Origin of the sequence: Paenibacillus sp. MY03 (assembly GCF_002165585.1) — a bacterium.
Taxonomy (GTDB): Bacteria; Bacillota; Bacilli; order Paenibacillales; family Paenibacillaceae; genus Pristimantibacillus; species Pristimantibacillus agaridevorans.
Genome location: NZ_MXQD01000001.1, coordinates 432,956 through 446,703, shown reverse-complemented (window position 1 = coordinate 446,703; position 13,748 = coordinate 432,956). Strand labels below are relative to the sequence as shown.

The window sequence follows — 13,748 nt, the reverse complement described above, 5'->3', positions numbered from 1 at the left end:
TTCGCATTGAAATAGTTGGGATTAGTTGCATAAAAAAAAGACACGCGAGCGAGGCCTTCTTCGCTCCGCTCGCGAATGTCCTTATGTCTCGTACTGATCGGTTATTTAATTAAGCACCAAATCGCAAGCTACTTCCGGCATCCACCGTTTATCCTTGCCCTCCCATTTCACATTGCAGCCGACCGGGTTGGTCAGCGGTACGGCAACTTCCCGCCCTGCCAGATAGTCGTCAAGCGCGTTCTCCAGATCGTGTGATGTAATTTTCTCCGCATCCTTAGGAGAGTCGACCGCACGGCCCGTATAGATCAGCTTGCGCTCGGCATCGAACACATAGAAATGCGGCGTGCGAAGCGCGCCGTAGGCCAGCGCCGCTTCCTGCTGCGCGTCGTGAAGATAAGTCCACGGGAACTTATGCTCATCGATGCGCTCAATCATCTTCTCGTAGGAATCATCCGGGTTCGTTGTTGCGCTGTTCGCATTAATCGCGACGAAGGCGACTCCCTGCGGTCCGTACTTTAATGCCGTCGTCCGAGTCACCTCGTCCGAACCCTTGACGAAGGGGCAATGATTGCACGTGAACCATACGACAAGCGCCTTCGCATCCGCGAAATCGTTTAAGGTATAATGGTTCCCATCGGTCGCAAGCAATTTAAACTCCGGTGCGTTCTCACCTATTTGTAGTGTGTATGCCATTAAAATCATCCCTTCTCCATTTCAATGTTGTATAGCCGCTTCCGCCCATAGGGGAAACAAAAAAGAGACATGACTGCCCGATTCGGGAAGCCGTGTCTCTGGTTGACCAGTCGAACGCTTCGTTCGTTTATATTAATGAAAGTTCAATTCAATATTCGATGTCGAATACGCTACTTGAATTACTCCGTGATGGGAAGCGGACTTTTTGAACTACCTCCATTAAGCTTGTTGTTCCTCCGCATATAGGACCGTCGACAAATAACGCTCTCCGTTGCTCGGCACGACGGCGATGATACGTTTGCCTTCTCCCAGTCTCTCGGCCAACCGCAGCGCTGCATAGATCGCGGCTCCCGACGAGATGCCGCCCAGAATCCCTTCCTTCTTCGCTGCCAGCCGTGCCGTCTCGAAGGCTTGCTCGTTCGTCACCTGGATCACTTCGTTGTAGATCTCGGTATCCAGGATAGAAGGAACAAAACCCGCTCCGATGCCCTGAATTTTGTGCGGGCTCGGGCTTCCGCCCGACAACACCGGCGATGCGGCCGGCTCCACCGCGGCGATAACAATATCCGGGAACGCCGTGCGAAGCACTTCTCCGGCTCCCGTGATCGTGCCCCCGGTACCGATGCCGGCGATGAATCCGTCAAGTTTGCCATCCAAGGAGTTGATCGCCTCCACGATCTCCGGCCCCGTCGTCTCCCGGTGAATCTTCACATTGGCGAGATTGTCGAATTGCTGAGCCGGGAAGTAGTCGGGATTCCGGTCCAAAATTTCTTTGGCGGTCCGGATGGCGCCCTTCATCCCCTCGGTACCCGGCGTAAGCACCAGCTCCGCTCCGTAGGCTCTAAGTAGATTGCGCCGCTCCAGGCTCATCGTCTCCGGCATAACGAGTATGGCGCGGTAGCCTCTCGACGCCGCCACAAGTGCGATGCCGATCCCCGTGTTGCCGCTCGTCGCCTCGATAATCGTAGCGCCGGGCTTCAGTTTCCCTTCGCGCTCCGCTTCCTCGATGATGCTGATGGCGATCCGGTCCTTCACGCTGCTGCCGGGGTTAAAAAATTCGAGCTTCAAATAAATTTCCGCGCTGCCCTCGGGAACGATTTTGTTCAAACGAACGAGCGGCGTATCTCCGATCAGATCGGTGATATGATTGACGATGCGTGCCATTAGAGCTTCCCCCTTCATGGTTTCGAAAATAAAAATGCGCCTCCTTAATAAAAGGAAGCGCATCTCCGTTTGAACGGTTGACTGCTTAATACCCACTATTCCAAGTGACTTTGTAAACTTTTTATTACTATAACATGAGTCGTCTAACTTGACAATATGTAATTACACATTTGTTTGCTTCAGCCTGCAACGGGTCGCCCTTTATATGAATCTAGTTGTTTTGTCCGAACTTTCTTATTCCTTTTCCATAAACTAATGAGAAAACCTCTATCAAGGCTATGCTTCATCCTTATTTAACAGCTCCAGCAACAATACCTTCGTTGATCCTGTTTTGGAACAGAATATACATAACCAGCATGGGGACTAACGATATCATTAATCCCGCGAACAAAGGTCCAAATTCAATTCGGTATTGCATTTCCCCCTGCATGTAAGCAAGACCTATCGGCAAGGTATACTTTCGGGTATCATTCATTAAAATCAGGGCGTATGAGAACTCGTTCCAGTAGTTAAGAATATTGATAATACTTATCGTAATCAATCCTGGCATTGCAAGAGGGAGCATAATTCGAAAGAAGACCCCATAGTGGGATGCCCCATCAATAACTGCCGATTCCTCCAACTCATGCGGCAAGGATTTAAAAAAACCGATCAGCAATAACAGACTAAGTGGCAGGGATGAAATTGCATATAAGAGAATAAGCCCGCTATGCGTATTAGCAAGGTGAAGATCGCCGTACAAGAAGAAAATCGGCACAATTATCATCATTGTAGGTATGCTCATCGATGCAAGATACATGTAGAAGATCAAGCCGCTCCCTCTGAATCTATACCGTGCCAGCACATATGCAGTTGTCGAAGCCATTAGAAGTGAAACAAAAATGCTTCCAATTGTAACTAGGATCGAGTTAACAAAATAACTGCTAAAATTGTAATTTTCCCACGTATACACATAATTTGACCATAATAATGGAAAGTCAGGAAGGTCCCAGGCACTTCCGGAATATACTTGCTTATTATTTTTTAGGGATTGAAAAAATGCGAATACGAGCGGATAGATACATAAAATGGTCCAGATATATAAGCCGATACTGGTAAACCACCGAGAAATCGGGGTTATTTGATTCTTCCTCAAGTCGATGATCCCCCTTTACGATAGTTCGATGGTTTCTTTTCTCATCAATCGTTGCAGAATAATGGTCGTCAGCAAAGAAAGAACCAGTATTAGTACACCTATCGCCGAAGCATAGCCCATATAAAATTGTTTAAAGCCCATTTGATATAGATAATGCCCGAGCACTTGTGTAGCATTGTCCGGTCCTCCCCCGGTCATGACATTTACAATAGCAAAAGATCCATTAAGCGAGGTTATCGTAATGAGAACAATCGAGACTTTGATCTGTTCCCAAATGAGCGGCAATGTAATGTGTATAAGTTGATTCCATTGCCGGGCGCCATCAATTTTGGCCGCTTCATACAAAGATTCTGGAATGCTTTTAATTGCAGCAATTAATAGGATCATGAAGAAACCAATTCCAGCCCAAATCGCAGGAGGCAAGAGTGCCCATAAGGCATAATCAGCATTTCCGAGCCAAGGGATCTTTACTTCTCTATTTGATATAAAAGAAAGTAGACTGTTGAGCAACCCGAATGACGGGTTATAAATAAACCGCCAGAGTACTGCAATAACAACAATGGATAGCACGTTAGGAATAAAAAATACCGCTCGGTAAAACTTTGCACCCCGCATGTTGAATCGTGCTATTGCAACCGCAAAAAAAGTAGCGAGCAGCATGATCCAGATAACCTTCCAGAAGACAAGAAAGTAATCATTCAGCATGGCCCGATAGATAATAGGATCTTTGAGCATCCTAGCAAAATTATCAATTCCGGCATAAGTCATCGTCGATGAAGTGCCAGACCAATTAAAAAAACTGATGTAAAGCGCTTTAAAAATTGGATACACGGTTAGCACACAAAATATAATAAAGGTGGGGACAATAAATGAGATAATGAATAATCCGCGTTTCAATTTGTTAGTCATATTGAAAACCTTCCTAATTAAATTTAAGATGCGGATAAGATCTTTCCATTCTTATCCGCATCTTAGCTCTCTAGTGACTAGCTAACTTTTTCTACAACAGAAATTAAACGTTTCACCCATTCCTCAGGTGTAATTTTTCCATCAATCAAAGACAACGTCGCGTTTTGCAATTCCTTGTCCACATCTGGATGAAAGGAAACAGCGGGCAACAAGACCAAATTCGGACTGTTATAGAAATTGATTGCCCCTTTTGATACTTGACTTGCTTCAGACTGTTCCAGATCAACCTTCAGATTCATCAGCGCTCCTGTGGACTCTGCCCATTCGATTGCATTACGTTCCGTATAAATAAATTGAATGAATGCTTTGGCAGCATCCGGGTTTTTGGCCTCTTGAGCAATTGCCACAGGACTTGTATATGGATTGGAAATATACTTGCCTCCCGGCGCTTGTCCAATTGAAGGAATGTAACCGAATTCAAAATCATCTGGCGTATCGTTCGCCATTTCGTTCTCTAACCACAATCCATTAGGAAGGAAAGCAGCTTTGTCCTGGAGAAACAGAATCTGCGAATCAGTATGATTGAGCGCGACTGCCGAAGAATCAAGGAGACCTTTCTCTCTCATAGCTACAACCTTCTGCAATGCCGTCATAACTGCATCACTGCGATAAGCATCTACTACGTTGGCTGCCATATCTTGCAGAATAGAAGGATCATCGCCGTTAGCCGACACAATAGTCGGGTACAGGAAGCCATTGTTGAAATATGCTGTATAAATACCTGCGTGTGTGTATGGTGCGATACCAGCAGCTTTGATTTGTTCTCCAACTTTCAGGAAGCTTTCAAAATCAGTCGGGACTTCCCAATTGTTTTGCTTGAATAGCGACTTATTGTAGAATGTTCCCCAAGAACCGAAGACAAGCGGAATGGAATATACTTTATTTCCAAACAGCTGCGGCTGGGTAATCACAGCCTCGGATAATGGAACGCCATCATCGTTCACCGCCGTTGCAAACCATTCCGTAAGATCCATCAATTGACCATCTTTAGCTGCCGTGCCTACATCAAGAAAACCTGAGCCATCAAGATACACCAGATCGGGCGGGTTTCCTTGGATCCATCGCGGCATCATCTGCTCATTAATGAGAGGCCCTGCCTGCTCAATAATATTGAGATTGGGGTGTTTCTCCTTGAACTTACCCAACATGGATTTCCACCAACTATCTCCATAGCCGCCTACGAAATATTGAATTTCAAAGTCACCGGAGAGTCCCTCCGTTTCGTTGGAGGGTGTGTTAGTACTCTCACTATTGCTGTTGTTATTCGTAACAATAGGATCTGAAACTTTGTTGTTCGTCCCGCCTCCACATGCTGCAAGAATTACCGATAATGTAAGTACCATCAATACTGCAAGCCTTGTTCTCTTTTGAATCATTTTTTTCACTGCCCCTTCTTCTAAAGTGTAAGTTAACCTAGTGCTCACTTAATTCCAAGCATACTTTCTGCTTATAAAGCCTCCGCTCCGGCCCCACCCCCTTCATTTTTTCAACTTGACGAGCACCGCATACAACCTCCACTTCGTCTCTATTCTCGAACACAGATACAGAGCCGTCTGGCATACAAACTTCCGTTTTCTTACCACCCAATCCAGATGCCTGAAGAGTAAAACGCCCGTTAACCACATCGTTCACCCAGGAAACCTGAATAAGTCCATGACTTGCCACGATGCTTCCTTTCGCCCATGTATGAGGGCCAGGCTGCGGAGCAATACGAATGGCGGCATAACCCGCCATGGTCGGCTTAACACCAATTATCTCATGCGTGAATTCATACAGCGGCACCGCCCCCCATGCATGGCAATCGCTTCGCTGCGAAATCGCATCTTCGACCCATGTGGTAAGGTGCAGCTTCACCTGTTCATGCCACCGATCCCATAAACGATAAGTTCGTTCATATTGGCCTGCCTCCGATAAAGCGCGAAACAGGAAGAAAGCCATCGCATCTGACACTTGCATGAGTGAATTGTCTTCGATAAGTTGGATAGCAAGCTGCTCCGCTGCATCCCCTTCCGTCGCACCGGAGAGAATAGCCCATATCTGCACATGTTGGCTGTATTCTTCAACTCCAGGAGAATCCTGATAGAATTGCCGATCGGAGGACCAGCAGGTGCTATTCACCGCCTTAATAATTGTTTGAGCTCGCAAACGGTACTCTGAAGCCGTATCTCCGCGCCCAGTTCGATCATTTAATAAAGCTGCTTTATGCAGTGCGTCCGCATACATTAGATTATACAAAGTTAACGGAACACTTCTGCCCGTGACGGGTACGCCATAAGACGCGTTCCACTCCGGCACCCAATCGGCGAACGACCAGTAGCTGTCGGGCATAGCTCCAACAAGACCATCTTCCCCTGTCTGACGTTCAAACCAATCCAGAACGGCATCGATACTGGGGCGATATCGGCGAACGAGCGCCAGATCGCAATAGTGCTCGTAGTGATCGCTCACCATCATAATCCAATGCAATGCGAACCCGGGAATGACTTGACCGACTCTGGCTGGATAACGGCTAAGCATCATACCACTGGGGAGTAAGGAACTGTGGAAATCAAAGATAGCTTTGCGCGCCAATCTATCATCTCCGCTTATTGCATAGGTAAACAGGCATTGAAGCCGCGTATCCATACCATATTGAAGCTGCTCATAATACGGACAATCCACATAGGACTCATACATGCAACGCTGCAGCGTTCGAACGCTAATATCCCAAAGCAAGGAATAGGAGGGATCGGAGCAAGCAAACGATGCCTTTAGTTCTAATGGATACCCCGTTTCACGATAATAGATCCGACGTAACAATAACGGCTCGTCGCCGACCTTAACTTCCAGACGGACAAATCGGAACGTGCGGAAGAGAAACGTTTCATAGGTTTCTGGCCCGTACTTGTTGTTTCCCCCGACGCGGTAAACTTCACGATTTCCGTATAGGCTTTTGCCCTCGTGTTCATCTCGAATTCCTTTTTTTCGATCCGGTGTTTCATAGGACTCCGCGCACAGGAAGACGATTTCGCTTCCGCTTCCCTGCTCCATAACAAACCTTAGATAAGCAGTCATCATTTCACCGGCATCAAGCTCCAATACAGCTGTCGAACCTGCAGGCAAGAGGAGAGGTGACTCTCCTCGCTCAAAGGTCTGCAAATCCGCTTCGTTCGGTATACCTTCATAACGAACAACATTCAAAAAGCTGCCATCTCGCTCATACGGCAACGGAATTTGGCGTTCCGATAATTGCCGTTCTTTCAAATGCCCCCCACAACGTGGTTCCACGGCATCTCCAATTACATTGACTTCCGACCAAGGCCAAGTTTCATCGCTCAGCGTTTCCCAACCGACCGGCACCGCAGTACCTTCAACAACTTCCAATCCACCGACCTGAGTATCCGGCCCTTCCGGCAATAACGTTAAAGAATAATCCGGCAATCCTTGCCAGAATTGATCCGTAGACAATTGTTCTAACTTAGTTCCGTCTTCATCAGTTAAATCCCCCTGCAGAATAAACGCTCCAGCGCCGGAACTGATAATTGCTGCCGGAGCGGGAGCGCCCGCCCCGTAATGCAGCACCTTCGCGGCAAGAATGTTGCTCCCGGTTCTCAATAAATGAGTCAAGTCTATCGTTTCATAATAATAGGTTTGCAGATCCCCTCTACAAGGACCAACGCTGACGGATTCACCATTCAAATACAACCTGTACCTGCTATCCGCGGACACGTTAACAACAAGGCGTTGTCCAGGCTGTTCTCCGATTTCGAATACCCGTCGGAAGTAAGCCAACCTATAAGGTTTTCTATAATCCGGAACATCCTCGTCCTTAAGCCATATCCATTTCGCATGCCATTGCTTGTTCTTTACTTTATCATCCATGCTAACACCTCTGACTTACTGATTATCTAAACGATACCAACCTACATCATCGATAAAAATCTGTTCTACAGAATTGAATTAATATTCTAGTTCCTTGCAGTCATCAGTACTTTTATCGCCTCTGCACGAGTGGCCGTTTCATTCGGTGCAAACTGATTACCACTTCTTCCCGAAATCAACCCTTCGTTAAATGCCCCTTGTACATATGCTTTCGCCCAAGCTGGAATCGCGCGATCATCGTTAAACGAAGTCACAGATGCTTCTGGCAAATTTATCTGAAGTGCTCTCATCACCATTGTTACCATCTCTGTACGCGAAATCGCTGCATTCGGACGGAAAGTCTGATCAGCATACCCATTCACAATTCCCGCTTCTAGTACTTGCGCAACCGCTGACCGCGCCCATGAGCCAATACTTGCATCATCCTTAAAGCTCAGCGTATTGCCAGATCCTTGTAGTCCTAATGCTCTCGCTAACATGACGACGAACTCTGCTCTCGTCACTTCTGCATTCGGTTTGAACGTCGAATCCAAATAACCGCGTACAATATCAAGCGCCACAGCCTCACGAACATAAGACTCTGCCCAATGATTCGTAATGTCTGTCAGCACCAGGCTTGGATTCACCGCGAATACGGCAAATATTCCGAGTTGGTCTACGACCGCGCTGACTTGTTTGTTCTCTAATACAACACTTGTCACTTCAACCCACTGACCTGTGGTAGCATCATAAGTGAAAATAACAGGCTTCTCAAATGCATGAAGCTTGCTCGCATCGTAGGTAAGTGTAACCGTAACAGATTTATCAAAAGGCTCCCTGAAATTTTTAACAATATCAAATACCGGGCTGACTAAAGGCTGATTAGCCTGCGCCAAACCACTATGATCTGATACACGATGAATCATCATCTTTAACGCTTGATTCGTCGCACCTGAAGGGATCGTCACAGAAATTTCCCCTTCAATGCCAGCGCGACCAGTTGCCCCCGGTTCCAAGACTAATTCTGCTTCAACACCTGTTTTCGGTTCAACTGGCGGCTGTACGATACTGCCCCCGCCATCACCGCCGCTCGATACCACCGACGTGCGTACAGTTAACCGTGGACCATCAATACTCAATTGGTCGTCAGCATCGATTGCTTCAACTCCGAACGTATAGCTTGTGCCTGGTGTCAAGTCCGTTACCGTGTATTGTGTCACCGAGCCTGCAACCTGCGCCACCTGTTGGTCATTTTGATAAATCCTATAGCCCGTTACGCCTGTTAAATCATTCGCACCAGACCATGTCAACGTCACATTTGATGATGTGACGTTCGTGGCAGTCACGCTTCCATCCGTCCAGTAAGGCAGTTCTGGATCCACAATCAGTGCATTGCTAAAGTCCACAATGGTTTGACGTAAAGCCGCAAGACCTTGCTTACGTTCAACTGCAGTACCTTCCGCCACAAGCAACGCTGCATCCTCAATCGCCTGGGTCAAAGTTGTCATGCTACCAACGGGATATTGCCCTGGCTCTGTCCCTTCAACAACCCCGGCTAACGTAGCTTCCGCCTTCGCAATAAGGACTTTCAATTGACCTTGATAGACGGCCCCCTCATTGTTGCTGCTATTCGCAATTCGAATTTCTTCGATTTGAATGGAACCCGAATCACCGTCACCTGCAAAACCAACTTTTAGATTTTTTAAGGTTCCTGTCCAACCAGCTGTAGCAGAAAGGTCAACGACATAGGTTGAATAATCTGTGTCATTTGCAACAAGCGAGAAATCGACCCGCTTCTCATTGTTCCACACTGCATCTGTCTTCGTCGTAAATGACAATTGCCCGTCCGAACGATTCGAATTGTTTTTAATGACAAGCTCGACGCGCTTATTATTGCTAATATCAATACCTAGTTCGTGTGTATTCGTAACTTCTGCCAATTGTGTGCCCATGAGCGTTGCGTTGTAAGCACCATCAACCGTCACATTTGTTAGCCCACCACTCGCTATCCAGCCTTCATCATCGACGGAGAAGCGCCATATTTTTGCAGGGGTATCTGTAATACGCACATAATCGATACTGAAAGTACCCGTTTCTACATCTGCACTTGGTACGATACGCAATTGTTTTAACGTACCTTCCCATCCTGCTACACTAGAGAGATCGAGTACGTATTCTCTTTCCTTACGATCATGCGGTACAAGGGCAAAAGGAAGTGACTTCGCCTCATCCCATACAGCGTCATCAGTCGTTGTGAAATTAACTTGCCCCAGCGCACTCGCCGTACCATTACGCATCTTAAGCTTAATTGTTGCATGATTACTGATATCAATATTCAGATCATCTGCCGACGTAAGCACTGGACTGTCGCCTGTCACCTGCCCATTCAAGCTGCCAAAGCTCACACGTGAAGCGCTAATCTCATTATTGGCAATCCAACCCTCAGTATCCGCGTTCGTGGAGAATTCCCACTCCTTCACGGGTGGTGCAGCATCATAAGGATACGCTAGTGCGAACAGCTTACCTTCTCCTGGCAAGAACGAGGCCGAAAGCTTGCCTGTCGAATCATCATAATTCGTCGTCACCTTCTCGCCAGTCTCTTTAGAAACTTCATAAACTGCTTCAACTTCCTGATCGATGTCGAACGTGTAGGACTGCGTATGCGCATAGTCTTTATTGACGACCATTACATACTTACGCCCTTCTGAATCCAAGAAGTAGGAGATGATGACTTGATCCATGTTAGACACAGGCTGCCAGAAAAAGTCTATCGGTGCACTTAATGTCCCCCGCGGCATATCTCCTGAGTGATATACACTTTGTGAGGTCAAATCCATTAATATAGGTCCTAGCGCCAATACTTCATTGTTCAATCCTTGCACAATCGGATACAGTGGCGATGGTGTACCATCTGCTTTTATAATCGAATCTGTGAATCCCTCGATCGTCGCCCAAACAAAATATTGCAACGATTTCATCCCATACGCCAAGGAATTGTACACATTGTAACGCAGCTCCGCTTCATTAGGCAGTCTGAGCCCACCCGGTATACCGACGGATTGCATGTAGAACTGCATCGGAATATTCTGATGAACTGCAGCGTCTCTCATCATTTCTAGATTAGCGAAATAATCTGCGATGAATGACCCGTCCGTAATTGGATAAGGATAGTTGTCCACACTCAGGTAACTTAGATTATCAGCGCCTACTTCCATAATTAACGCATCTACATAATCTTGATAAGTCGAGTTGAACACCGTTCTAAAATACAAATCATAATCCTGTGCCGTACCATTGTAATATGCAGCCCCAGCTGCATAAGCATCAGCGGTCGAACCACTTACCCATACGTCCCCACTTCCATTTTGCGTGAGTTCAAAATAATATGAAGTATTCGGGAGCAATTTGGCATCCAAATAAAATTTCGGATAATTACCATTATTGCTCTTCGAAAGCTTCGCCTGTCCAACGATTTGCTTCTTCGCTGTACTCTCATAGAGCGTCAAAGTTACTTCACCATTGGCAGCCCATTTCGCTTCATCCAATGCAACTTCGATATATGCCAGTCGTCGATCAATTTGACTCGGGGTTGTGAAGGTTTGACCGATACCTTGGGGCACATGACGACCATTAACCATGCCCCATTCTGTTCTCCAACCTTCTGTATTTTTCGAAAAATACCATGCTTTTGTCGCATCTGGCATCAAGTGAATATAATCGATACTGAAAGTACCAGACATCGCCTCAACATTCGGATCGAACCTTATCTGCTTAATCGTACCCGTCCACTCTGGTATATAGGACATGTCTAAGATATATTCACGATAGACCGGATCATTTGGATTAATATTAAAATTAAGAACTTTTGTTCCACTTAAAGTCGGATCACTGTTCGTTGTAAAAAAGACTTGTGCCAACGCACTATTCGTTTCGTTCTTCAAGCGGACTTTCACAAGTTTGACCTTGCTTGCATCCAAATTCAAATTGTCCGGCGAATACAGACTCGGATCACCTCCCGTAACTTCACCTTGATAAGCTCCGTCAGTGATGCTCACATTTGTAATCTGCTCATTATGTTGCCAACCTTCAACATCCGAGGTGAAATTCCACTCCTTACCAGCTGGCATAATCTTTACATAATCAACACTCATTGCACCGCTCGTCCCACCGTATTGACCAATTCGTAGCTCCTTAAGCGTGCCAGTCCATGTGGACATGTAAGACATATCAAAAACATATTCCGAATATTCTGTATCATAAGGTTTAATATAGAACGAGTGATATTTCTCTAAATCATAATTCGGATCTTCTGTGGTTATGAAGAAGAGTTGTCCGATGTCACCTGCCGTGTCATTCTTCACTCGGATACGTACTTGCTTATTCGTCGTCAAGTCGATTCCAAGGTTATCAGGGGAGAACATTACGGGAGCTTCACCCACTACATCCCCATCGTATGTTCCATCTCCTACAGCAATTTCATTGCGTGATGTATCATATTGACCCATTGCCGAAGCTTTCTCGAATGGAATGTCCTCGGAATACACATTAAAGACAATATCCCAGTTTTGCTCAACACCAGCTAGATAAGCAGCACCATCTGAATAGCGACTGACTGTCGATGCCTGTATGCTAGAAACGGAATTATCTCCGCCACCGTTATGGGCAAGCTCCCAATAATACGATGTATCTGGTTCAACGTCTACGTTCAGATCAAAAGTTGGATAATTCAAATTATTGCTTCTAGGCAGCATCCCACTAGCGATTAAATTGTTCTTCGCAGGGGAGTCATATAAGTTGAGTGTCAGTTCTTCCCCTTCGTCCCAACTCCAGCTATCTAGATATACATCGATGGCTTTGATCTTCGAATTCCACTTTGGATTATAAAATGATTGACCAACCGGTTGTTCTTGCTTAACCACTGTAGAGTTGCCACTCCACCACTGAAAGGAGCTTGCCGGACTATACTTCGTCCCGTTGTAGATGATGAAATAAAAATCCTGATTGCCTTGCAAACCGCCATTCTCATAAGCGGCACCTTGTGCATACACATCCGTTGTAGAATGCTGTACTTGAGCAACCATACTTGCTATCCCCTGATCATTTGTTAGCTCCCAATAATAAGACGTATTCGGGGACACGCCTGCATGCAGTTGGAATCTCGGGTAATCACCGTTATTCGTATAGCCTAGTTTACTAGAAGCGAGCTTCGTTGTTTTCGCAGGAGAATCCCATAGCGAGAGCGTTAACAAGCCCGACACCCAAGATGCTTTCGGAATAAACAGTTCAATCGTATCAATAAAATGGGTATCCACAGCTGTCATGAATGTTTGCCCTACCGCATTTACGCTAGAAACAGCCTTCGCAGAGCTGGATTGCTTTTGTGCAAACATCAGGTTAAGACTAATCCCCATATGAAGATCTGACGCATAATTCGGGAACAAATTAAGATATGGCTTACTTTCTGGATGTTCTTGGGCCATATAGTTATACGCATTCGCGTAACCCCTAAACATCGACGCACTTGGTTCATCGCGTACAGAATAGCCGCCTGTCGCAGGATGATCCTTATAACGTTTTGCTAACATGCTTAATTTGTCATCAGTTGTATTCCCCATACCGAAGTAATCCAAATCACCTACCGACACTCTTATATCTCGTTCATCGCTCAAATCGAGCATCTCGTTCATTTCTTGCTCTGTAAAACCGATACCGCCATGAATCCAGTTAATCCCAGCTTCTTGCAATAAATCATATTGTTCGTCATTGATGAAACCAGGTTGCGGCGGCACATACACACCAAGCAGCAACTGCTCGGCAGATACAGACGAGAGAGTAATAGACATAATCAGACTCAGCGACAAGAATGCAGCTTGCACTTTGTACTTTAGTTTCTTCATCCCACAATTCTCCTTCAAGATAAAAGTGTGCGAGTATACCCTGCTGATCA

Annotated in this window: 7 protein-coding genes; all 7 read right to left on the bottom strand. The window is 46.1% G+C overall.

All coding sequences use genetic code 11. The features are described 5' to 3' along the window. Positions 1 to 105: 105 nt before the first annotated feature. The gene (locus B1748_RS01440; protein ID WP_087566078.1) at positions 106 to 693 is read right to left on the bottom strand and encodes a thioredoxin family protein; all 588 of its coding nucleotides are present in this window, start codon (positions 691 to 693) and stop codon (positions 106 to 108) included. A gap of 219 nt (positions 694 to 912) precedes the next feature. Further along, positions 913 to 1,857 (bottom strand): cysteine synthase A, encoded by a 945-nt coding sequence (cysK, locus tag B1748_RS01435; protein WP_087566077.1) that lies wholly within the window; start codon positions 1,855 to 1,857, stop codon positions 913 to 915. Between the two features lie 289 nt (positions 1,858 to 2,146). Further along, the gene (locus B1748_RS01430; RefSeq protein ID WP_256975474.1) at positions 2,147 to 2,722 is read right to left on the bottom strand and encodes a carbohydrate ABC transporter permease; all 576 of its coding nucleotides are present in this window, start codon (positions 2,720 to 2,722) and stop codon (positions 2,147 to 2,149) included. Positions 2,723 to 3,007: 285 nt separating this feature from the next. Beyond that, positions 3,008 to 3,901, bottom strand: a complete 894-nt coding sequence (locus B1748_RS01425; RefSeq protein ID WP_087566075.1) for a carbohydrate ABC transporter permease — start codon at positions 3,899 to 3,901, stop codon at positions 3,008 to 3,010. A 77-nt stretch (positions 3,902 to 3,978) separates the two neighbouring features. Beyond that, positions 3,979 to 5,337, bottom strand: a complete 1,359-nt coding sequence (locus B1748_RS01420) for an extracellular solute-binding protein (protein ID WP_087566074.1) — start codon at positions 5,335 to 5,337, stop codon at positions 3,979 to 3,981. Between the two features lie 37 nt (positions 5,338 to 5,374). Beyond that, positions 5,375 to 7,645, bottom strand: a complete 2,271-nt coding sequence (locus B1748_RS01415; protein WP_179215310.1) for an alpha-L-rhamnosidase-related protein — start codon at positions 7,643 to 7,645, stop codon at positions 5,375 to 5,377. 263 nt (positions 7,646 to 7,908) lie between these two features. Further along, positions 7,909 to 13,698, bottom strand: a complete 5,790-nt coding sequence (locus B1748_RS01410) for an S-layer homology domain-containing protein (protein ID WP_087566072.1) — start codon at positions 13,696 to 13,698, stop codon at positions 7,909 to 7,911. Between the last annotated feature and the right edge of the window lie 50 nt (positions 13,699 to 13,748).